We start from the raw sequence: 24,524 nt of genomic DNA, 5'->3' as shown, positions 1-24,524 counted from the left end.
CGAATGAGTGATAATAATAAAGCGGTTGTGGATATTGACCGCAGTGTCTATGACATAAAAGATGTGGAGAATGAGCAGGACTTCTACCGCATGGAGGATGGTTTTACTGAGGATATCGTAAGAAAGATATCAGAGGAAAAGCACGACCCTGAATGGATGAGACAGTTCAGACTTGATTCTCTGAAAATTTATAATGAACTGGATATGCCTGACTGGGGCCCGGATACAGATGATCTTGATATGAATCTTATTTCATCTTATGTAAGGTCCAAGTCGGATATGAAGGGAAAATGGGAGGATGTTCCCGAAGATATCAAGAATACCTTTGAGAGACTTGGTATCCCTGAAGCAGAGCGCGAATCATTGGCAGGAGTTGGTGCTCAGTATGATTCAGAGCTTGTATATCACAATGTAAAAGATGAAGTAGCTGCACAGGGTGTAGTTTATACAGATATGGAGAGTGCGCTTACAGGTGAGTATGCGGATATGGTTCATGAGTATTTCATGAAGCTTGTTCCTCCAACAGACCACAAGTATGCAGCTCTTCACGGAGCGGTATGGTCAGGTGGATCATTTGTTTACGTGCCCAAGGGAGTTAAGGTGGATATACCTCTGCAGTCTTATTTCAGACTTAATGCTGCAGGTGCAGGTCAGTTCGAACATACACTGATAATAGTGGATGAGGGAGCAGATCTTCACTTTATCGAAGGCTGTTCAGCTCCTAAATATAATGTAGCAAATCTTCATGCGGGATGTGTTGAGCTCTACGTAAAGAAGAATGCAAGACTTAGATATTCCACAATTGAGAACTGGTCCAAGAATATGTATAACCTCAATACAAAGAGAGCCCTTGTTGAAGAGGGCGCTCGTATGGAGTGGGTTTCAGGTTCATTCGGATCACATACATCTTATCTGTATCCTATGACAATTCTTAAGGGTGATCACTCTAATATGGAGTACACAGGAATCACTTTTGCAGGAAAAGGTCAGAACCTGGACACAGGAGCTAAGGTGGTGCATCAGGGTAAATATACATCCTCTGTTATTTCTACCAAGTCAATCTCAAAATCAGGTGGAATCGGCACATACAGAAGTTCAGTTATCATTAATAAGGAAGCCAAACACGCCAAGACTTCTGTATCATGTGATTCACTTATGCTTGATTCCATATCCCGCGCGGATACTATCCCGGGAATGGATATAAGAACAGACGATGCAGATGTTGGACACGAGGCAAAAATCGGTCGAATCAGCGATGAGGCTGTTTTCTATCTGATGTCCAGAGGCCTTTCAGAGGAAGATGCGAGAGCACTTATCGTCAGCGGTTTTGCTAATCCCGTATCAAAGGAACTTCCTTTGGAATACGCTGTTGAGATGAACAACCTTATTAAGCTTGAGATGTCGGGAGGCTGATACGATGGATTTAAAGATGAAAGTAAATCATCTCCCTGCGCTGACTTATCGCTTTTTAAAGTCTAATGACAGTGAGATTGATGCAAAAGATTTATATATAGAAAATACAAATACTCCGGAGCCTGAAAATGTTCCTGAGAGTGTAACTGTAAAGAGCGGAATGTCAGAGGATGATGTTCGCGGGATTTTTGCAGAAGTAAATAAGAAAATTGAAGCTAAGAAAGCTAATCTTCCGGGACCAAACGGAGATACTGCACCTCTTAATGATTCTCAGACTGTTCGCACAGGTATGGGAGCTGAGATTGACAATCTTTTCAAAGAGATGAATGCAGGCGTTATGGTTGTGACTGCAGATGAGGGCTGTAAGGTGTCTGAGGCTCTTCACATCAAGTATTCACTTAAAAACGGAGAGTGCGCACTTGGAAGTCAGGTTATACATGCTAAAAAGAATTCTGAGATAACTGTTATCATGGAATATGATTCCGAGCAGGATGCAAAGGGCTTTTTGGGAATACAGACAAGACTTCTCGCAGAGGAAGGTGCAACAATTAATCTCATCAAAGTACAGATGCTTAGCGAAGGTATTATGCATTTTGATGATATCGGAAGCGTATGTGATGACAGGGCTTCAATAAACACTATCAATATGCAGCTTGGCGCAGGAAAAACCTGGGGAGGAAACAGGACAACTCTTCTTGGCGACAACAGTACTTTTGATAATCACACAGGCTATCTGTGCAGAAATAAGCAGAGTTATGATATGAACTATGTGGCTGATCAGATGGGCAAAAAGACAGAATCCAACATGATCTTCAGAGGAGTACTCCTTGATGAAGCGGTTAAGACCTTTAGAGGAACGCTTGATTTTAAGGCGGGAAGTGCCGGCTCTGTTGGTGATGAGCAGGAGGATACACTTCTTCTTAGTCCTGATGTGGTAAACAGGACTATCCCTGTGATCCTTTGCGGAGAGGAAGATGTGGATGGACGCCACGGGGCATCAATTGGCCAGCTTGGCGATGATACTCTGTTTTATATGGAGAGCAGAGGTATAGATGAAGAGGCTGCCAAGAAGCTTATGATCCGTGCCCGAATGGAATCCATAGCACGTATGATTCCTGATGAAGCTATCATAGTAAGAATTCAGCAGTTTATCAGAACTATTCTATAAATTAAAAACGCAATCATCTAAGGATTTCTCTGTGTCAGGAAAAGGGCATCAGTTTAGATTCGTGATGATGGCTAGAAGGAGCAGCTAATGTCCAGACCTGAAGATTTTAGAGGGGATTTCCCTATACTTAATAAAGGGGATTACATATATTTTGATAATGCAGCTACATCACAGAGACCCAATGAAGTTGTAGATGCCATTAAGGATTTTTATGAAAATTCCAATGCCAATCCGCTAAGAGGGCTCTATGACTGGAGTGTTGATGCTACTGAGAGGTATGAAAATGCCAGAAAGACAGTTGCAGACTTCATAGGAGCCAAAACTTCAGAGGAGATCATTTTTACCAGAAATACCACAGAATCCCTAAATCTCGTGGCTTACAGCTATGGGCTTGAAGAGGTTAAGGAGGGGGATGAGGTTGTCATAAGCGTGATGGAGCATCACAGCAATATTCTCCCTTGGCAGATGGTATGCCGAGCAAAGAATGCGAAGCTGGTATACCTTGAGCCTGATGAAGAGGGCGTTATTACAGAATCTGAGTATAAGAGTAAAATAACCGATAAAACAAGGATTGTTTCCATAGGGCATGTTTCCAATGTGTTTGGAATCACCAATCCAGTTAAGGAAATAGCTGCGTATGCTCATGAAAAGGGTGCTACCGTTGTGGTAGACGGCGCTCAGGCAGCTCCGCATATTCCTGTAGATGTAAATGACATAGATGCTGATTTTTATGCATTTTCAGGCCATAAGCTGATGGCTCCCATGGGAATTGGCGTACTATATGGTAAAAAGAAGATTCTTGAGGATATGAAGCCTTTTCTTACAGGCGGAGAGATGATTGAGTATGTAACAAGAGAGGATGCGACTTACGCAGAACTACCGCATAAATTTGAGGCCGGTACGGTTAATGCTGCAGGTGCTGTAGGATTGGAAGCTGCTATTAAATATCTTCAGAAAGTTGGCTTTGATTTCATAGCTGAGCAGGAGGAAAAATTAACCATTCGCATGATGGAAGGCATGAAAAAGCTTCCGTATATCAAGATATATGGTTCATCTGATCCCAAAAAGCACAGCGGAATTGTGACTTTTACAATGGAGGGAGTACATCCTCATGATATCTCTTCAGTTTTAAATGATGATCATGTATGTGTAAGGGCAGGGCATCACTGCGCACAGCCTCTTATGCAGTTTATTGGAGCAGGCTCTACAGCAAGGGCAAGCGTTTATTTTTATAATACGGAAGAGGAAGTGGACAGATTCCTTGAGCATTTGGCAAACGTCAGAAGTGTTATGGGATATTAAGGATATTATTTAAAGGGAATGCCTGGCGGTTTCTTGCCAAGCATTCTTTTTTTCTGTAATATGTGTTTGATATAAGTATTTTGTGATAAGAAAGAGGCAGTAAATGGATTTAAAAGGATTATATAGAGAAATAGTAAATGAGCATAATCTCAGACCTTCACATAAAGGTGAGATGGATAGCCCTGATCTGGTACTTAGAGGTGTTAATCCCAGCTGTGGTGATGACATTACCCTGCAGCTTAAGGTTACGGACGGAGTAATTGAGGATGCCATGTTCTCTGGATCAGGATGTGCGATTTCGCAGGCATCTGTGGATATGATGGCTGATCAGGTTATCGGAAAATCCAGCGAGGATGCCATTAAACTTGCAGGGACTTTTATGGGAATGATCAAGGGAGAAATAAAGGACGAGGAGCAAATAGAAGAACTTGATGAAGCAGCAGCTCTTCAGGATATTGCTCATATGCCCGCAAGAGTAAAGTGTGCAGTTCTTGGATGGAAAACTATGCAGAAGATGTTGGAGCATCCGGAAGATGCAGAAAATGCATCTTCTGAAGGGGAGTAAATAATGGAAGGTATTATTGTTTGGGGAATTGTTATTGTAGGACTTATATACAGGCTTTCGAAGCTTGGTAAACAAAATACCCCTGCTAACAATGGCGGCAGGGCTGCGACTCCATTAAAGTCACGTGAGCTTGAAAAAACATACAAAGATGGCACAGATAATACAGCAAAGACCTATAAAAACGGATCGCCTGCTCAATCGTATAAAACAAAAGATAATTCGTCAAAGTATCATGCTGATAATAGTTATCAGAGAATCTCGAGAGAATCTTCATCTATGAAGGATAGGGAGGCTTCCGCTATGCCTCATAAGCATAGAGAAAAGGGCGTTTATGATACTGCTAACAGGCATAAAGCAGATAACTCGGATGGAACCATGCCCCACAGCCATAATGAAGCAAAGTACAGGAGCATTGATGTGGCTACGCTGCCAAAGGGATATATACTGTTAAATGGGGAGCCTGTGAGAACAGCAGATCTTGAGAAGTATTAAAATGCATTCGGGATATAAAAGAATATATGCCAAAAATGCAAGATTCGGAATTAACAAAGCAGATTCATTATTTTCGCGGCAATCGCTGAATAAAAAATAGGAAATATATCAACCTTGGTGTGCATACATCGACGGTTAATGTATTTCCTTTTTTTTTGCATGAATCAATGCTAATGCGAAAAAAAGTACCGCCCCATGAGTTATACTCACAAAACAGTACTCGGCGTGCGCCTCCAGGGGCTCGAACCCTGGACACCCTGATTAAGAGTCAGGTGCTCTACCAACTGAGCTAGAAGCGCTTATTTGAATTTTGTTTGTGTCGCTGTCTTAGCGACAAGTGATATATTACTACGGTTTTTTTTATTATGCAAGCACTTTTTTGAAATTTTTTTAAAATTTAAACATTTTTTATATAATGTATCCTTGTAAAGTTGATGTTTCTGCGCTTTTTGGTTTAAAAATATTTTTTAGTTTCTTTGTGTTTTTTCTTTTTCAGAGTGTTGGGACACCGTATTTGAATAGTAATACAACTTTTTTATTCTGGGAATAGAAAAAAATATTGGATTGTAAAAAAATATATTTGATTATAGAAAAAAACATATTGGATTATAGAAAAAATATATTGGATTATAGAAAAACATATTGGATATAGAAAAATATATTGCTATTCCGAAAATTAGATAGTTTTTTGCGAACTATGTACTAGTGTCTTGTCTGAATGACAATTTGATAAATTACTTGTCTAATTCTCAATACGCTTCGTCATCTTCAATCGCCGTAGCTACCGCTAAGACTCATTCAGATTCCTAGCTTATTGAGAATGATACTTCGCAATTCAATCAAAAGTCACCCAGACAAAACACTAGCCAATATGCAATGACTTCTGCGCTGTAACAAATGAAAGTTGTTATGATCATTTCATACTGGCTTGTACAAAATACAAATATAGAAATTATGCTACTATACGGATATTGTAGGAATGTAGCAGAGCAAAAAGGTGCATATATTCTGCTACCATACGATAAAGCCAGGAAGGTAGCAGAACAAAAAAGTGCATATATTCTGCTACCATACGATAAAGCCAGGAATGTAGCAGAACAAAAAGGCGCATATATTCTGCTACCATACGATAAAGCCAGGAAGGTAGCAGAACAAAAAGGCGCATATATTCTGCTACCATACGATAAAGCCAGGAATGTAGCAGAACAAAAAGGTGCATATATTCTGCTACCATACGATAAAGTCAGGAAGGTAGCAGAACAAAAAGGTGCATATATTCTGCTACCATACGATAAAGCCAGGAATGTAGCAGAACAAAAAGGTGCATATATTCTGCTACCATACGATAAAGCCAGGAATGTAGCAGAACAAAAAAGTGCATATATTCTGCTACCATACGATAAAGCCAGGAATGTAGCAGAGCAAAAAGGTGCATATATTCTGCTACTATACGATATAAGCCGGGAAAGTAGCAGAGTAACCTGATAAAAAATCTGCTACTATATAGGAAAAGCCCATTAGCAGTATAAAAGTCTTCAAAATAGTATGTATAAAAGGGAGTAATCTAGAATATAAAATGAAATTCAGAAAGTACTAAGACACCAATTCAAATAACTCAGTCAAATAATATCAGCAGATACCACAACAAACAAGTCATCAAGAACCTCGACCAAAGATTGCTCAGGCAAATATAAATCAGCCAGAGCCCCAGCCAAATAACATACTAAGAACCATCATCCCCCAGTAGTACGGAATCCGCCAACAGCCTGCATAACATTGACAAATCTAGCATTTAAGCTATATCATGATTTAAACTATGCGAATTATAAAGATATATAGATAAAGCTCTATTTTAGGAGGCATCTATCTTGGCATAGGAAGGAAAGAAACTTGTACCAGAGATAAATGTATTTCCGGAATGTAATACTAAGATGAAAATATAGAAAGAAACCGGAAAGTAATACCAAGACGAAAACTAGAAAGAAACTGGAAGTAATACCATAACGAAAGATAGAAAAAGAATTGGATAGATATACAATAAAAATTAACATACCGGAGTCTGCAGCAGAGATTCTGGATAAGCTTCATGAAGCAGGTTTTGAGGCCTATGTGGTAGGCGGCTGTGTTAGAGATAGTATACTTGGCAGGGAGCCCGGGGATTGGGATATAACAACCAGTGCAAGGCCTGAGCAGGTAAAGAAAATATTTGGAAGAACCATTGATACCGGAATACAGCATGGAACAGTTACGGTTATGATGGGAAAGGAAGGGTTCGAGGTTACAACTTATCGTATTGATGGTGAATATGAGGATGGAAGGCATCCAAAAGATGTGACCTTTACTTCTAATCTGGTTGAGGATTTAAAGAGAAGAGACTTTACCATTAATGCCATGGCTTACAGTGACAGGGATGGACTCATTGATGAGTTCGATGGCCTGATCGATATTGAAAAGAAGATAATAAGATGTGTAGGAGAGCCTAGGGAGCGTTTTGCAGAGGACGCTCTTAGGATGATGAGAGCTGTAAGATTTGCTGCTCAGCTTGGATATTCAATTGAAGAGGATACTAAAAAAGCTATAACAGAGCTTGCTTCTACACTTGATAGAATAAGCGCTGAGAGAATTCAGGTTGAACTGGTTAAGCTTCTGACTTCGGATAATCCAGGGAAAGTCAGAGAGCTGTATGAAACAGGATTATCAGCAGTCTTCATGCCGGAATTTGACAGATGTTTTGAGACTCCGCAGAATAATCCTCACCACGTATATAATGTGGGCGAGCATATAGTTAAATCAATTGAAGCTGTGAAAAAAGATAAGGTTCTTAGAATATCAATGCTTTTCCATGATATTGAGAAGCCTTCATGTAGGACTACTGACAGTGAAGGACTGGATCATTTTTACACTCATGAAGAAAAAAGCGCAAAGACTGCCGGAGCGATTTTAAGAAGGTTAAAGTTTGACAGAGATACGATGGATAAAGTTGAGAAACTTATCAGGTATCATGACTTTCGTTTCCCTGCTGAAAAGAGAAATGTGAGAAGGGCAGTCAATAAGATAGGTGATGAGCTTTTCCCGTATTTCGTTGAGATTAAAAAAGCTGATACATCTGCACAGAGTGAATACAGACGTGATGAAAAATATGACTGGATCCAAAAAATAACTGATCTTTATGATGAGATAAAGAAAAACGGTGAATGCTTTTGTCTTAAAGACCTTGCAGTTAACGGAAAAGACCTTATAGACAGAGGTATTAAACCCGGCAGGGAGCTGGGGGATATACTTTCAGCGATGTTATCTGATGTACTCGATGATCCGTCCCATAATACAAAGGAATATCTGCTGAATGAAACTAATTTTACCCGGTATACTATGAAAGGGAATGAATAGGACTTGGTGATATTTCCAAAATTATTTTTTGGAAAAGGGGGAAGACTTATGAAAAATTTGTTCCGAAGATTCTTCATATTTCTGCTTGCACTGGCTTTTACTATTTGGCAGCCTCTATGCACATATGCTGCGGAGGAAACTTTGACCGGGGATAATAAGGTCAGGGTTTCTCTGCTGGGGAAATATGACTCCGCAGATACTGCAGCAGTAAAGCAGATCAATACATACTCTAAGACAATTCAGTTCAGAAATCATGACATTGGAAAGAACTATACTTTGAGTTATGACAACACATCCATGATTTATGATATCCATGGAAATCCTATGTCTGCATCACTTCTTGAGGTTGGTCAGATTGTGGACATAACTTTTTTAAAGGGGATAAAACACTTAAACACTCTGTCTGTTTCGAATTCAGCCTGGGTTGAGGAAAATGTCAGTAATTTTGACCTTGTGAGTAATGATGAGACGGCAAAGATTAACGGGACAGTTTTTCATATAACTCCCAGAACTCTTATCATATCTGATGGTCAGGCGGTTAACCCAGAAGATATACTTACTACTGATACTATCAGGGTAAGCGGAATAGACAAGGAATTGTACAGCATTGTGGTTACAAGAGGCCACGGATATGTGAGCCTGTCGTCTGATACAGTGAATGACAGAAGTCTTGTTGGCGCGTGGATTGAGCTGGATAAGGAAGTAATAAGAAAAATAACCCCCAAAATGCTGATAAGTGCACCGGAAGGCAGTTACAATGTGAGCATCATGGGAAATGGTGCGAAATTCAAGTCTGAGATAGTCGTAAACCGAAACGAAGAAACTGTGATTGACACCAGTGTCGCTGAGGTTGAAAAAATTAAAGAGGGAAATGTCACATTCATAGTTACTCCTTCGGATGCGAGAGTATTTGTGGATGGAAAAGAGGTTTTGACAGAGGTACCTCATAGCTATACCTATGGAAAGCACAAGCTTCATGTGATGGCTGAGGGTTATGAGCCTCAGGACCACACACTTAGAGTTGCTGAACCGGATGCCACACTTTTTATTGACCTTGAACGAAAGGATGATGATTCTTCGAAAGGAGAGGATGAAGGGGAGGTTACCTCCGGAGATGCCGCAAGCGATTTTTCAAGCAATGAGTACGACAACAACAGGAATTATAATGTAAGTGACGGAAATGCTGCCAATACAGCTTCCTCACAGAATAAGAAAAAGAATTCTTCCAAGTCTTCCTCAAGTGCAACAAGCGGCACAACTGCAGGAGTAGATTCCGAGGCAGCTTCAACTGTTGCTTCTACGGATGACGATTCATCTTCGACGGGCAGCTCTGATGGCAACAAAGGGTCAGGTGCTGCTACGACAGGCGAGGATAGCTCAGGTGATTCAAGCACCGGTACGACTCCTGAGGATGATAACATTGTGACCGGATACAGGGTGACCTTTGACGCGCCTATAGGTGCTGAGGCGTATCTTGATGGCAACTATGTGGGAATGCTGCCGGTGAGCTTTGAAAAAGTGGCCGGGAAGCACATGGTTACGTTGCAGAAGGAAGGCTATGAGACAAAAAGCTATACTATTCAGGTGGATAAAGAAAAGACGAATGTAACCTATACATTCCCTGCGCTTGTTCCCGTAAAGCATGATGATGAGAGCGGGAATTCCGGTAGCGATAGTGGTAATAGCGGAAATAGTGGAAGTGAAAACAGCGGAAACGATGATAATGGAAATGAAGACAGCGGAAACAATAATAGTGGAAGTGGTTCTACTGGGGACAATGGCACTTCCGATACCGGTGCATCGACAGAGGAGCCGGAGGAAGTAAGTGGAGGACAACCGTGAGATTAGATAAATATTTAAAAGTGACAAGACTGATAAAAAGAAGAACTGTAGCAAATGAAGCCTGCGATGCAGGAAGAGTCATGATAAATGACAAAGTGGCAAAGGCGGGAACGGATGTTAAAGCGGGAGATATAATATCAATCAGCTTTGGCAATAAAGATGTAAAGGTAGAAGTTCTGGATGTAAAGGAAACAATCCATAAAGAGGATGTATCTTCGCTTTATCGTTACATTTGACAGCACATTTTATGCGTACTAAAATATATTTGAGGGGTTATGTCTCCGAAATAACGTTTGAACTAAATACTTTCGGAGGGGAGTAAAAATGGCAACAAGTCCTAGGTATAAAAAAGGGAATATACAAAATACATATGGCATGATAATGGCTACTGTTGCTGTGGCATTACTTCTTGTGGTTGTTTTGGTGCGCAGCTTCGGGTTGGTTCAGAAGAGAGATCAGTATCAGAGCAGAATCGAAACTCTTCAGGCTCAGATAGATAAAGAGCAGAAGCGAAGCGAAGAGATTTCGGAATTTGAGACTTATACAACTACCAGAAAGTACATTGAACAGATTGCAAAAGAAAAACTTGGGCTTGTTTATCCGGGTGAAATTATTTTCAAGGATAAAGGAGCAGGAAATTAAAGGTAATAAGAGCTCCGGAAGTACCCATTCCGGAGCTTTTTAGATTAAAGATGAATAGTCTGACAGAAGATTTAAAAAAATACATAAAAAGTGAAAAACTAATATCGGGTGGAGAGATAATTCTTGCCGGGGTATCCGGGGGAGCTGATTCTGTCTGCCTTTTTCATACACTCTGTGAACTTAGGGAAGAGCTCTCCTTTAGTCTGTGTGTGGTGCATATAAACCATATGATAAGGGAGGCAGCAGACAGCGAGGCTGTTTTTGTGGAGAAGCTCTGTGAAAAAAATGAGGTTCCTTTTTACAGACGGGACGTCAATATTCCGGAGATTGTGGAAAAGAATGCATCCTCGGAGGAGGAAGCGGGAAGAAATGAGAGATATAAGGCATTTTGTGAGATTGCAGGAGAAATATCAAGAAAAACCGGCAAAACCGTTAAAATTGCAACTGCACATAACAGAAATGATCAGGCGGAAACTGTACTTCACAACCTTTTCAGAGGAAGCAGAATAAAGGGGCTGTCGGGGATCAGAGCCAAGGGTATGAGAAGAGGATATGAGCTTATAAGACCGCTTCTGATGACCGGCAGAGATGAGATAGAAAGATATCTGTCAGAAAAAGGTTATGAGCATTGCAATGACAGCAGCAATTTCACGGATGATTACACCAGAAACAGGATCAGACATAACATTATCCCGGTGGCTAAAGAGCAAATAAATCCAAGGGCTGATATCCATGTTGCAGAGACAGCGGAATATCTGGCAAAGATAGATGACTATCTTGAGGCTCAGACACTGGCTGTAAAGAATTGGCTTATCGAAAGCTCTAAAGAAGAAATTGTATTAGACTGCAAGGTGATGGCACAGGTTCCTGAGATAATCAGGCAGAGACTTGTTATCAAGGGCATACAGCTGCTATATCCTCATGTAAAGGATATTCAGGCAGTACATATTCAGGAGCTGTCCAATATGGTTATGAATACTGATGGAACAGCGATGCTGGATTTGCCATATGGAATTAAGGCAGTAAGAAACTATGAGAAGCTGATTTTTTCATTTGTATCACAGGAAGGGACTATGGAAAATGAGATTATAGTTCTTGACCTTAGTGAGGCAGAGAAGGGTGAAACAGTATCAGTTAAAGTGCCGAATCTTGGAACAGTAAACTTAAGAGTTTTCCCGTATGAAAGCTCGTTCAAAATCCCTACAACCGAATATACGAAATGGCTCAATTATGATAAAATAAATAATAGTTTGCAATTCCGAACGAGAAAAACAGGTGACATTATCTCGGTAGGAAATGGAAACAAAAAACTGAAAAAATTCATGATAGATGAAAAAATCCCGATAAACAAAAGAGATGAGCTTTATATACTGGCAGAGGGGAGTAATGTTCTCTGGATTCCCGGATACCGTATAGGCGATTATTACAAGTTGGGTGATGATTCAGGCAGAGTTTTGGAAGTAACAGTAACAAAAAGATAAAGAAAGACGGAGTGCGTGACACTTCCGGAAGAGAGGTAATTATGGCAGAATCAGTTAGAGTATTACTTTCTGAGGAAGAAGTAGACAAGAGAATACAGGAGATTGGAGAGCAGATCAGTAAGGATTATGCGGGAAAGACAGTGCACCTTATATGCGTACTTAAGGGTGGCACCTTCTTTATGTGCGAGCTCGCAAAGAGAATCACGGTTCCTGTAACTATGGACTTTATGTCTGCTTCAAGCTACGGTTCATCAACTAAGTCAAGCGGAGTTGTTAAGATCGTAAAGGATCTGGATGAGCCTATTGCCGGCAAGGATGTTCTTGTTGTAGAGGACATCGTTGACTCAGGCAGAACTCTCAGTTATCTTCTTAAGATGCTTGGTGACAGAGGCCCTTCAAGCATTAAGCTCTGCACGCTTCTTGATAAGCCGGAGAGAAGAGTAATGGATGTACATGTAGACTACACAGGCTTTAATATTCCTGATGAGTTTGTTGTGGGCTATGGTCTGGACTATGATCAAAGATATCGAAACCTTCCTTACATAGGAGTAGTAGAGTTCGATTAAAGGGGATAAAACGTGAACAAAAACAGGGGATTTAATTTTTATTTTGGACTTATTATAGTCCTCCTTTTAGCACTTGCTTTTCTGGAATATGGTAAGGGGAGAATTCAATCAGCGGATACCGCGTATACCAGAGGCCAGTTGACGAAGGCTCTTGAAAATGACAAGGTTATCAGCGCCGTAATAATACCAAATAGGGAAACACCTACAGGTGTTGTTCAGATAACCCTTGCTGATGGTCAGGAAAAGGTTTTATATGCAACGGATGTTGCTGTTATCGAGGAATTGCTGGTACAGAATAACGTTGATCCCGTAGTGCGTGATGTTCCGGGTGAAAATCTGCTTATCAGCAGTATCATTCCGATATTGGTTGGGTTATTTGTAATTACGTTCCTGTTTGTGATGATGAACAACGCACAGGGACAATCCTCCGGAAACAGTCGGATGCTGAACTTTGGTAAAAGCAGAGCCCGTCTTTCAACCGGAGAAGATAATAAGATCAAGCTCTCTGATGTGGCAGGCCTTGTAGAGGAAAAAGAGCAGCTTACGGAAATTATAGAATTTCTGAAGGATGCTGGTAAATTTACAAGAGTTGGAGCCAGAATTCCAAAGGGCGTTCTTTTGGAAGGTGCACCCGGTACAGGTAAGACGCTTCTTGCCAGAGCTGTTGCCGGAGAGGCAGGAGTACCGTTTTTTAGTATTTCGGGTTCTGACTTCGTTGAGATGTTTGTCGGTGTCGGAGCCTCCAGAGTTCGTGACCTTTTTTCAGATGCAAAGAAAAATTCACCCTGCATTATCTTTATTGATGAGATAGATGCTGTTGCAAGACGACGCGGTACAGGAATGGGCGGCGGACATGATGAGCGTGAGCAGACACTAAATCAGCTGCTTGTAGAGATGGATGGTTTCGGAGTAAATGAGGGAATCATTGTCATGGCTGCAACAAACCGTGTTGATATTCTTGACCCTGCTATTCTTCGTCCCGGACGATTCGACAGGAAGATAACTGTTGCGCGTCCTGATGTCAGAGGAAGAGAGGAAATCCTTAAAGTACATGCCAGAAATAAGCCGCTTGGAGAGGATGTTGTACTAAAGGACATTGCTCAGACGACAGCAGGATTTACAGGTGCCGATCTAGAAAATCTTCTTAACGAAGCTGCCATTAATGCGGCAATGGACAACCGCTCATATATAAGACAGAATGATATACAGAAAGCCTTTGTTCAGGTTGGGATAGGCACAGAAAAGCACAGCCATATCATTTCTGACAAGGAAAAGAAGATTACAGCGTATCACGAGTCAGGACATGCGATACTTTATCATGTTCTTCCGGATGTGGGACCTGTCTATACAGTATCAGTAATACCTACAGGAATGGGTGCAGCGGGATATACCATGCCTCTTCCTGAAAAGGATGAAATGTTCCTTACTAAGGGCAAGATGCTTCAGGAGATAATGGTTGTTCTCGGAGGACGCATAGCTGAAGAAATTATCTTTGGAGATATAACCACCGGTGCTTCAAGCGACATACAGAAGGCAACAAGTGAAGCCAGAAAGATGGTTACTGTTTATGGTATGTCCAAAAAGATAGGAATTATCAACTATAACGAGCAGGAAGAGGATGTATTTATCGGCTATGATATTCAGCACAATAAGAGAAATTCTGAACTGATGGCAGGAGAGATTGATAAACAGGTTAAGGATATAATTGATCTCTGCTATGCTAAAGCCAAGGAAATACTTAGATCCTATGAGGATATTCTCCACTCCAGTTCTCAGCTTTTGATTGAAAAAGAAAAAATAGGACGTGAAGAGTTCGAAGAACTATTTATAGCGCATCCTGCTGTTTCACTGAGGGAAGACATAGCAGCACTTGCTGAAAAAATATAGGCTTGTGCAAAATATACAAAAATGTATACGGAGTTTTAGTTATTTTGTGAAACGTGAGTATTTACCATAAAAAGGACCGGTGCTATTATAATCACGTAACCCCCAATACATTAAAGTTTTTTGCTATACCCATAAGAAAGAAATACCTTCTCTAAAAAAGACAGCAACCCTAAGCTGTCTTTTTTTATTATATAGGTTTTGGGTTATGCATTTAAGGGAGATTTTTTATGATAAGACGGGACAGACTGTTCCACGACATGACGTTGGACTTTCTACAGCCGCCGCATCCAAAGCCGGGAAATAATGTATTTTTATATTTCCGCTGCGGACAGGATGATGCAAAGAAGGTTGTACTTGTTTACAGAAATGGCATACAGGTAGCTGAGGAACTCATGAAAAAGCATCATTCAGAGGATGGTTTTGATTACTATTTATTCAGTGGCAAGCTTCCGAAGGATAGTGGAACGATATACTACTATTTCAGGATCGAAGCCGATGATGAGATACTCTACTACGACTTAAGGGGAGCAGAAAATGATGTTCCCGATAGATATAAATTCAGAATGATACCGGGATTTGAGACACCTGACTGGGCAAAAGGTGCCGTGATGTATCAGATTTTTGTGGACAGATTCAGAAATGGAGATCCGTCAAATGATGTTCTGACAAAGGAATATAATTATGTTGGAAATACAAGTGTACAGGTGACGAACTGGAGGAAGTATCCGGATCCTGATGGAGATATCAGAGAATTCTACGGAGGAGATCTTCAGGGAGTCCTTGATAAGCTGGATTATTTGAAAGAGCTTGGAATAGAAGTTATTTATTTTAATCCGATTTTTGTTTCACCCTCATGTCATAAATATGATACACAGGATTATGATCATATTGATCCTCATTTTGGCGTAATAATATCAGATAACGGTGAATTGCTTGAAGATGGCGCAAAGAACAGTGAAGCAAGCCGCTATATAGACAGGGTTACCAATAAGGAGAATCTTGAGGCTTCGGATGCACTTTTTGCAAAGGTCGTGTCGGAAGCTCACAAGCGTGGAATAAGGGTTATCCTGGATGGTGTATTTAATCATTGTGGGTCCTTTAATAAATGGATGGACAGGGAATGTATCTATGAGAATGCCCAGGGTTATGAACCCGGAGCCTATGTGTCCAAGGATAGCCCCTACCATGACTATTTTAGTTTTTACAAAGGAGAGTGGCCCTATAACGGAGATTATGAAGGCTGGTGGGGATATGACACTCTTCCTAAACTCAACTACGAAGGAAGTAAAAAGCTTGAGGAATATATTCTGGGAGTAGGAAGAAAATGGGTTTCTGCTCCTTACTATGCTGACGGATGGCGACTGGATGTGGCAGCTGATTTAGGGCATTCTGCTGAGTATAACCATGGATTCTGGAAAAAATTCAGGAAGGCTGTAAAGGAAGCTAATCCCGAAGCAATCATTCTTGCTGAGCACTATGGAAGTGCCCATGACTGGTTAAAGGGTGAAGAATGGGACAGCGTTATGAACTATGACGCTTTTATGGAGCCTCTTACATATTTTCTGACGGGAATGGAAAAGCACAGTGATGAGTTCCATGAAGAAAAGATAGGCAATGTGAATTTATTCTGGGAAACCATGATAAATGCAGAAACGGATAACTTTGTTCATGAATCACTTTTTGTAGCTATGAATGAGCTCTCAAACCATGACCACTCGAGGTTTCTTACGAGAACAAACCATGTTGTGGGCAGATGTGGAACAAAGGGCTTTAGAGCTGCCGAGGAGGGTGTAAATAAGGCTACAATGAGACAGGCAGTTACTGTACAGATGACCTGGCCCGGAGCACCTACAGTCTATTACGGTGATGAAGCAGGAGTTTGCGGGTTTACTGATCCTGATAACAGAAGGACTTATCCTTGGGGAACAGAAGACCAGGAGATGCTGGAGTTCCATAAGGATATGATACATATTCATAAAGCAAGCGTTGAACTTAAAACTGGATCACTTGTAAGGCTTGATGGAGGCGATGGTGTTCTTGCGTATGGAAGATTCAACCGCACCAGTGCTACATTGGTGGTGATAAACACTAATAAGTACCTGACAGTAAGCGAAATAAGTCTTGCACCACTAGGTATACCTGAGGAGTCGAGACTGATAAGGGTTATAGAGAGCAACAGTAAAGGCTATACAACAGATCCCCTAAGCTATAATGTGAAAAACGGCAAACTCGTAAGAGCGTATGGCAGAGAATCGGCCGTGGTATTGCAATATAACAGAATAACAGCGGTGAACGAGGAGGCATTCTGGTCGACCAACTTCTTCCGTATGTAAAAAATAGATGAATAAGAGGTTGATCAACTATGAAAGCTTCAACTGCCAGTTCTAAGAAAAGAGTATTTTTATTTTTTACCATTATTTATGTTTTGATGGCCATACTTGTGTGGGGATGGTTTTTTAAAAGCGGTAAATCACTAATTAACAGTTCCGATGCATTTAAGCAGCATATAAATGCCCTTGCAAAATATGGCAGATTTTTAAGAGGAGTCTTCTACAGACTGTTTACTGAGCATAAGCTTTCAGTTCAGAGCTATGATCTTGGAATAGGATATGGCGCGGACTTTTTGGCATCTATGCAGTATTACGCTGTGGGAGATCCCTTAAATCTCCCGGCAGGGCTACTGCCATCAAAATATGTGTATTATTATTTTCAGTTTTTGATTTTCCTTCGCCCTTATCTTGCAGGTATGGCGTTCCTGCTTTTAACAGGTTATAAAAAGAACCTGTCCGCTATGGCCAGATTAACCGGTGCTGTATCATATTCTTTTTGCGGCATCGTTTTATTTATAGGCATGTGGAATCCTCAGTTTGTTCAGCCTATGATATGCCTTCCGCTTCTTATCCTGGGAGTATGGAAATATATTCATGAAAAGAAATTCCTGACATTTACATTGGCAGTAACATTTTCTGCAGTTAGCAATTTTTACTTTTTCTATATGCTGGTCCTTTTAATCATTATTTACACAGTGATTTATATCTTTACATCCAAGGCATTTGCGGGCATTGGTGAAGCATTTAAGTGTATAGGATGTTTTTTTGGACTTGGGTTTATAGGGGCGCTTATATCAATGCCAATTCTGTTACCTGTTGTTCTGGCATTTTTGTCAAATCCAAGAGCAGGACTTGGCTCACATGCAGTTCCTGTATTATATTCACTTGATTATTATAAAGAACTCCTGGTAAGCCTTATTACATATAAGTACTTCCCAAGGTACGATACAGTTATAAGTCTTACATTTATTGCGCTTCCCGCTCTTGCTATGCTTTTTCTTAAGGCAGATGAAAAAAACAGAAATGATACAGTAAGGTATAGGATTATTACAATCGTGATGACAGCTATGCTGTTGATACCTGTTGCAGGATATGTGATGACAGGATTTTCTTATACCATCAACAGATGGAGCTTTGCATATTGTCTTCTTCTTTCATGGCTGATAACAGTTTTGGCGGAAGACAGTATGAGCATGAATATAAAGAAAATTTTGGCTATGGGCGCTATCTGCCTGGTTTATGCTATCGTATTGTTTTTATTTGGAGAAAAATCCACTAACATAAATCCGCAGCTGATACTTCTTGGGATAATGTTTGTATTTTTATTTGCAGCTAAGCTTCCTGAGATAGTAAGAAGAGGCGGAATCTTTATTCTGGTCCTTATGGGAATAGCTTATAACGGATATGCCGCAAATGCACCTGAAGCAGGGAATCTTCCAAGCGGTTATGTGGATAAAATGACACCCGAAGAATACGACGAGCTTGTAATGAACACAGAACTAAGAGCCATGTCAGAGACTGTGCCTGAGGGTTATGACAACTATTACAGCTATACGGGAAGAAACCTCACATGGAATGCATCTTTGCCATATGGAATCCCTTCAACTCAGTTTTATTGGAGTCTTGCAAACGGAGCTGTTTCGGATTTCATGGAGTCACTTGCTATAAATGAGATGTCGAACTTCTCATTTTTCGGACTGGATGATCGTGCAATTCCTTTGCAGCTTGCAGGAGTTAAGTATTATACGCTTCGCTATAACAACGAAGAGGAACAAAGATATATACCATATGGTTATGCACCATTTTCCGAGTGGTACAATTTTGGAATTTTTTCAAATAATAACAGTCCTGCACTGGGTTACACCTACAGACAGACTATGCCCAGAGACGACTTTGACGAACTGAGTCCTGTAGGCAGGCAGCAGGCTATGCTATATGGCGCTGTAAGAGAAAATGAAAATAATAAGATACCCTGTGAAGTGTCAGAGCTTGATACTACAAAATCAGAATATTACACAGATATATCCGTGCCATATGAAGTAACAGATAAGCATGGCGTAAAGGTAAAGGATAACGTCTTTGTTGTAAAAAAAGATAATGGAGAATGCACGCTTTCATTTGAAGGCATTCCCAGCTCAGAGACGTATTTATATTTTGAAGGCCTAAACTGCGATATTAAAGAAGATGCAGCCAATATTACAGTAAGCACCGATACACCTGAAAACAGGGCAGTTACAAAGACAATTTTCTATAAAACGCCATACAGTCAGTTTTACAGCGGATGGCACAATTACCTTGTGAATCTGTGCTATAGCGATGAAGCAAGGACAAGGATAACCATCACTTTTCCTCAAAAAGGCAGATACAGCTTCAAGAGTCTTCAGGTAATATGTCAGCCGATGCAGAGCTATCAGGAAAAAGCGCCTTCATTTGCTGCAGAGACCCTGGCTGATAATGAACTTCACAGAAACCCGAAGTCTCTAATGACAAATGAGATCACAGGAACCATAACTGCGGCCGAGGATTCATATCTTGTTCTTAATATTCCATATGATAAGGGCTGGACAGTATATGTGGATAACGAAAAAAGAACGCCGGAAAAGGCGAACGTAATGTTTCTTGGGACTCCAATTTCTGAAGGAACACACAGCATAGAGCTAAGGTATCACACACCCGGCCTGGTGCCCGGATGGATACTGTTTATTATCGGAATTATCGCCCTTATACTATTAAACAACATAGAGAGAAAAGGTCGCACAGATGGGAAAAAGTTTGAACAGCAAATTAGATAAAAGAACAATATATTTTGGAATAATATATTGCATAGCAATAGTATCAAGGCTTATTTTTTTAAAGAGTTCACCTGCAGGATTGCATGTGGATGAGGCGGGGATGGCATACGATGCATACTGCCTTGCAAATTATGGTGTGGACAGAAATCTTTTGTCATTTCCTGTATACCTCATAAATTTCGGGGGAGGACAGAGTGCTCTTTATGCATATATGGCAGCTGTGTTTGTGAAATTTATGGGGCTAAGCATTGTGGCAATAAGGCTGCCGGGTGTTATCTCTTCACTCATAACATTATTTGCAGGTGAGAAGATTGTTAAGAGAATATGCGGTGAAAACTCTCCTGCGGCATACATATATCCCATTATTTTCACAGGATGTCCTGCCTTTGTCATGAGTGCAAGATTCGGCCTTGATTGTAATCTGATGCTTGGAATGACAACACTTTTTATTTATGCATTACTTAGAGCGGTTGACTCGGGAAAATGCAGAGATTATATATTTGCAGGCATAATGTCCGGAATATCGCTTTATACATATGCTATCTGTTATGCCATAATGCCACTGTTTTTACTTTTGACTTTTATAGTTTTGATTATAACTAAAAGGCTTAACATACTTAGAGTGATAAGCTTTGTAATTCCTCTTGCCATCCTGGCAACACCGCTTCTTATAACTCAATATGTGAATATTACAGGAAGTGAGTCGATAGTATTTGGGATTATCACAATGCCTGCGCTTACCTTCTACCGAGGGGGTGAAATAGGGGCGCCGAGTCTTGCAGGATTTTTAAATACACTAAAATGTACATTTCTTTTTGATAGCCTTGATTACAACAGCATTCCGGCGTTTGGAACCATATATTACATGACAATTCCCTTTGTCGTGGTTGGCTTTGTCTTGTTAATGGCAGCATTATTTAAGAAATTAAAGAAAATGGATTTTGCTCCTGAAGTAACCGTTGTTTTCTGGTTCCTGTCAGAGATACTTATAGGTTCAATGCTTGGAGGTGATGGTCCGAATGTAAATAAGATGAATGGCATCTTTTTTACAGTTGCATTTTTTGCAGCATATGGAGCAGAAAAGGTAATTAGTCTTTTTACTGAAAAGAGAAAACTTTATGTTGTATTATGCACAGTGCTTGGATGCACGTTTATAGCTTTTACCGGAGCATTTTTTATAAAATACCTTGGAACTTATTCAGACAATCTGTACCTGTTTCAAAAGCCCATTGATGAGCCAATTAAGGTGCTTGAGACCAAAGAGGAGTTTGCAGATAAACAGGTTGTAGTAATACATGATAATCAGCCATATATACCGCCTTATATCTATTACCTTCTCGGAACAAAGCTTTCGCCTTACGAATTTAATATGGGAGATACGTCGTATTACGCAAGATATCTGTTCTATACGCCTGAGGAGTTGAGTCCTGACTATGTTTATCTTGTCTTTGCGGGAAATCCCGAGGCGACACAAAGACTGCAGAAAATAGGCTGTAACCAGATTCTGGAACTTGATGGAGCATCTATTATTTATAGCGGTGAGCCAATTGACTATGACAGATCAGAGCTTAACGAGGAAAAAAAGAGTGATGGAATTCCATTTGGTCATGACCTTCCTTTCCATTTAAGGAGAATAGGCGGAATAGCAGAGGGATTAAAAGCGGGAGAATTCCCTGTAAAGATGCAGCATTTTTGGTTTAATAATTATGGATATCCGGTAGGAGTGATGTATGGAGATGCGCTTTTGTATATTCCGGCAGTTCTCCACATTATGGGGATGCCGCTTTGGAGAGCATATCTTTGCTACATGATCCTGATTCAGGCTCTTACACTGCTTACAGGATATATTTGCTTTAAGTATTTATCAGGGAAAAGAATCGCTGGTATCATTTGCACGATTCTGTACTTCCTATCCTTCTGGAGACTTACGGATTTATTCTCCAGGGAAGCTGTTGGAGAGTACAGTGCTTTTGCATTTTTGCCGTTGGTGGTTCTGGGACTTGCAAGGATACACAGAAATGACAATCTAAGACGAGGGGCAATATGTCTGGTCCTTGGAATAACAGGACTTTTTATGACGCATCTTTTAAGTGTGGTCATGACAGTATTATTTGTTTTGTTATTTATAATAATAGATGCAAAAAATATGCTGCCTAATGGTAAGTGGAAAGTCATTGGAGCTGCAGGCTTGGCCGCTGTCATATTAAACCTCTGGCAAGCGGTACCACTTATTGATTATTATAAAAATGTGCCCATGCTTATTAATTCCGGAGAGGGGACAAAGATCCAAACTTTCGGAATAACATGGAGACAGATGCTTGGAGGATTCTATGACGTCCTTGCTCCAATAAAGGAGCTTGGAACAGAGCCGATTGATGAACTTCCGCAGTCACCGGGACTTGCGCTTTTGGCTGTTCTTATTATGGGAATCATATACCTTATATCATCCCGGAAGGAACTGAAAAAGCATATATCGGAAATAGCGGTTTGGGTTTTATGCATAATAGCTCTTATCCTAAGCACCTGCTATTTCCCCTACGATCTTCTATTCGACAAGGCCAGGGTGATATTTAAGATACTTGGAAGCATTCAGTATCCTGCCAGATATCTTACTGCGGCAACAGTACTTATCTGTTCGCTATTTGCGCTTATTCAGAAAAAGAGGCAGTATTACATTTTGGGCGCTCTCCTTATAATATTGAGCCTTTGGCAGAGCGGAGCCTATGTTAATTCATTTTTGGAAAAGCAGACAAATACAGTTTCTCTAAACACGGTAGATGAATGGACTTCATTTGATGATGACAGACAATATATGCTTGTGGATACGGACACAGAGAGACTGCAATATGCTTCGGTACTGCCATCAAGTGATGAAATATCATATTCTGATGAAGAAAGAAATGGTGGAGAGTATTCACTAAAACTCAGTAATAATTCAGGTGAAGAAGGCTATGCAGATTTACCGCTGCTTTCATACCCGTATTACTATGGGACAGATGGAACGATATCGTATAAGTTGTCTTCCGGGGATAATAATAAGTTAAGAATAACTCTGCCGGCGGGAACTGATTCCGTAATAAGAATCAGATTCCGCGAACCTCTTTACTGGAGAGCGGCAGAGCTTATATCACTTATATTTGCAATTGCAATGACAATTTTTTTGAAAATTAAAAAATCAAAAGCTTGAGTAGATAAACGAAGCGGCATTGTAGCCGGGACCCCATACTCCGCAGACTAAGACGAAAAGTACTGCAAGGATGTAGACGGCCCAGCGTAGGCACAGTGCCTGCTTCGTTACTTTTTCGCGAATGGATATGCCCTTGTAGCCAAGAATATCAACAATTATCAGCATAATGAGTGCGGGAATAAGAAGTCTTACGTCAGCTTCCGTGAGGCCAAGGTTAAATAGTGATTTGTCAAAAAATACCCAGGGAGTTATTGTCCACATATTCTTTAGCATGTACATGGAGACCTTAAAAGTAGGTGCCTTAAAGAATATCCATCCGATGTTAACAAGCAGAAAAGTAATTATTATCCTGATAACTTTGATGGTCAGACCCTGAGGATTAAACTTAAGCATATCTACAAGCTTATCCCGGGAAGGCTTTGTGATTATTTCGACTACCTGGTACAAGCCATGCAATAATCCCCAAAATACAAATGTCCATGCGGCGCCGTGCCACAGACCGCTTATGGCGAAAACAATGCATATATTAATGAGTTTTCTTACGTATCCCTTGCGGTTTCCGCCAAGAGGAATATATAAATAGTCTCTTAGCCAGGAGGAGAGGGATATATGCCATCTTCTCCAAAACTCTGCGATTGACTGAGACAGATAGGGCTGCTCAAAGTTCTGCATTATTTCTATGCCCATGGTTTTAGCGGCACCTATGGCAATGTTGGAGTAGCCTGCAAAATCAAGATATATCTCAAGAGAATAGAAAACAGTAGCTAAAAACAAAATTGTGCCGGGATAGTTTTTATAGGATGAGTATACAGTATTAACTAAAACGGCTAGTCTGTCTGCGATTATTATCTTCTGGAAATATCCCCATAACATTAAGAGGAGACCATCTCTTAGATTATCGTGGTCAAAATCTGAAGGCTCAGTATATTGAGGCAGCATATTGCCTGCTCTCTCTATAGGACCGGAAGTAATCTGAGGGAAAAATGAAATAAAAAGTGACAGCTTTAAAAAGTTTTTCTCGGGTTCAATAGTTCCCCTGTAGCAGTCGATAATATAACCGATTGCCTGGAAGGTGTAAAAAGAGATTCCAACAGGAAGAATTATGGTGGCTATTTCACCAACGGATTCAAGACCTAAGGCGTTCTGCAGACTCTTAACAGTTTCAAGCAAGAAGCCTGTATATTTAAAATAGCCAAGAGTAAATACCAAAAGAACTATTCCAGATATGAGAGGAAGCTTTCTTTTCCTGCCCGGAATACTTTTTGAGGATGGTGCACAAAAAAGACCGGATATGTAAGAGATGACTGTAACTGCAAAAAGCAGAAGAATCAGCTTATCGCATAATAGATAATAGAATATCCAGCTTGTAAGAAGGAGCCAGATATATCTTATTTTTTTTGGAACAATATAAAATACCGAAACTGTTATAAGCAAAAACAGTAAAAATCCAAATGAAACGAATTGCATGTC

Annotated in this window: 17 protein-coding genes and 1 tRNA gene; 16 read left to right on the top strand and 2 right to left on the bottom strand. The window is 40.4% G+C overall.

From position 1 onward, the window contains the following. Positions 1 to 3 precede the first annotated feature (3 nt). The 5 genes from sufB (at position 4) to ACHCNF_RS10190 (ending at position 4,940) form a co-directional block, all read left to right on the top strand. Positions 4 to 1,413: a Fe-S cluster assembly protein SufB gene (gene sufB / locus ACHCNF_RS10210; RefSeq protein WP_408069699.1), complete on the top strand. Its 1,410-nt coding sequence runs from the start codon at positions 4 to 6 to the stop codon at positions 1,411 to 1,413. A gap of 4 nt (positions 1,414 to 1,417) precedes the next feature. Beyond that, positions 1,418 to 2,581: a SufB/SufD family protein gene (locus ACHCNF_RS10205; RefSeq protein ID WP_408069698.1), complete on the top strand. Its 1,164-nt coding sequence runs from the start codon at positions 1,418 to 1,420 to the stop codon at positions 2,579 to 2,581. Between the two features lie 87 nt (positions 2,582 to 2,668). Then, positions 2,669 to 3,883 (top strand): aminotransferase class V-fold PLP-dependent enzyme, encoded by a 1,215-nt coding sequence (locus tag ACHCNF_RS10200; protein WP_408069697.1) that lies wholly within the window; start codon positions 2,669 to 2,671, stop codon positions 3,881 to 3,883. A gap of 103 nt (positions 3,884 to 3,986) precedes the next feature. Continuing rightward, a complete protein-coding gene (sufU, locus tag ACHCNF_RS10195; RefSeq protein WP_408069696.1) occupies positions 3,987 to 4,448 on the top strand; it encodes a Fe-S cluster assembly sulfur transfer protein SufU in 462 nt (153 codons plus the stop codon). Between the two features lie 3 nt (positions 4,449 to 4,451). Further along, positions 4,452 to 4,940: a hypothetical protein gene (locus ACHCNF_RS10190; RefSeq protein WP_408069695.1), complete on the top strand. Its 489-nt coding sequence runs from the start codon at positions 4,452 to 4,454 to the stop codon at positions 4,938 to 4,940. A 226-nt stretch (positions 4,941 to 5,166) separates the two neighbouring features. Here ACHCNF_RS10190 and ACHCNF_RS10185 read toward each other — a convergent pair. After that, positions 5,167 to 5,239 (bottom strand) — tRNA-Lys (locus tag ACHCNF_RS10185). A 610-nt stretch (positions 5,240 to 5,849) separates the two neighbouring features. Between ACHCNF_RS10185 and ACHCNF_RS10180 the strand changes: the two genes are divergently transcribed. The 11 genes from ACHCNF_RS10180 (at position 5,850) to ACHCNF_RS10130 (ending at position 23,054) form a co-directional block, all read left to right on the top strand. After that, positions 5,850 to 6,425, top strand: a complete 576-nt coding sequence (locus ACHCNF_RS10180; protein ID WP_408069694.1) for a hypothetical protein — start codon at positions 5,850 to 5,852, stop codon at positions 6,423 to 6,425. Between the two features lie 552 nt (positions 6,426 to 6,977). Then, positions 6,978 to 8,327 (top strand): CCA tRNA nucleotidyltransferase, encoded by a 1,350-nt coding sequence (locus tag ACHCNF_RS10175; RefSeq protein WP_408072220.1) that lies wholly within the window; start codon positions 6,978 to 6,980, stop codon positions 8,325 to 8,327. A 48-nt stretch (positions 8,328 to 8,375) separates the two neighbouring features. Beyond that, entirely contained in the window at positions 8,376 to 10,169 is a 1,794-nt protein-coding gene (locus tag ACHCNF_RS10170; RefSeq protein ID WP_408069693.1) for a PEGA domain-containing protein, read from the top strand. After that, the gene (locus tag ACHCNF_RS10165; RefSeq protein WP_408069692.1) at positions 10,166 to 10,405 is read left to right on the top strand and encodes an RNA-binding S4 domain-containing protein; all 240 of its coding nucleotides are present in this window, start codon (positions 10,166 to 10,168) and stop codon (positions 10,403 to 10,405) included. Before ACHCNF_RS10170 ends, ACHCNF_RS10165 begins: the two co-directional genes overlap by 4 nt. A gap of 88 nt (positions 10,406 to 10,493) precedes the next feature. Next, positions 10,494 to 10,811, top strand: coding sequence for an FtsB family cell division protein (locus ACHCNF_RS10160; protein ID WP_408069691.1), 318 nt, complete (start codon positions 10,494 to 10,496; stop codon positions 10,809 to 10,811). 50 nt (positions 10,812 to 10,861) lie between these two features. After that, the gene (tilS, locus tag ACHCNF_RS10155; protein WP_408069690.1) at positions 10,862 to 12,292 is read left to right on the top strand and encodes a tRNA lysidine(34) synthetase TilS; all 1,431 of its coding nucleotides are present in this window, start codon (positions 10,862 to 10,864) and stop codon (positions 12,290 to 12,292) included. Between the two features lie 41 nt (positions 12,293 to 12,333). Then, on the top strand, positions 12,334 to 12,858 hold the full coding sequence (hpt, locus tag ACHCNF_RS10150) for a hypoxanthine phosphoribosyltransferase (RefSeq protein ID WP_408069689.1): 525 nt from the start codon (positions 12,334 to 12,336) through the stop codon (positions 12,856 to 12,858). A 12-nt stretch (positions 12,859 to 12,870) separates the two neighbouring features. After that, positions 12,871 to 14,745, top strand: coding sequence for an ATP-dependent zinc metalloprotease FtsH (gene ftsH, locus ACHCNF_RS10145; RefSeq protein WP_408069688.1), 1,875 nt, complete (start codon positions 12,871 to 12,873; stop codon positions 14,743 to 14,745). 230 nt (positions 14,746 to 14,975) lie between these two features. Continuing rightward, complete coding sequence (locus ACHCNF_RS10140) at positions 14,976 to 17,078, top strand: glycoside hydrolase family 13 protein (RefSeq protein WP_408072219.1); 2,103 nt, start codon at positions 14,976 to 14,978, stop codon at positions 17,076 to 17,078. 29 nt (positions 17,079 to 17,107) lie between these two features. Continuing rightward, entirely contained in the window at positions 17,108 to 19,867 is a 2,760-nt protein-coding gene (locus ACHCNF_RS10135) for a YfhO family protein (RefSeq protein WP_408069687.1), read from the top strand. Continuing rightward, a complete protein-coding gene (locus ACHCNF_RS10130; RefSeq protein WP_408069686.1) occupies positions 19,836 to 23,054 on the top strand; it encodes a glycosyltransferase family 39 protein in 3,219 nt (1,072 codons plus the stop codon). The genes ACHCNF_RS10135 and ACHCNF_RS10130 overlap by 32 nt, the downstream gene beginning before the upstream one ends. Here the strand turns inward: ACHCNF_RS10130 and ACHCNF_RS10125 are convergent. Continuing rightward, positions 23,043 to 24,521 (bottom strand): MBOAT family O-acyltransferase, encoded by a 1,479-nt coding sequence (locus ACHCNF_RS10125; RefSeq protein ID WP_408069685.1) that lies wholly within the window; start codon positions 24,519 to 24,521, stop codon positions 23,043 to 23,045. The two genes, ACHCNF_RS10130 and ACHCNF_RS10125, sit on opposite strands and share 12 nt — an antisense overlap. Between the last annotated feature and the right edge of the window lie 3 nt (positions 24,522 to 24,524).

It is taken from the genome of Butyrivibrio sp. NATIVEDY162, assembly GCF_045999815.1.
Taxonomy (GTDB): domain Bacteria; phylum Bacillota; class Clostridia; order Lachnospirales; family Lachnospiraceae; genus Butyrivibrio.
This window is presented reverse-complemented; position numbering and strand designations above follow the sequence as displayed.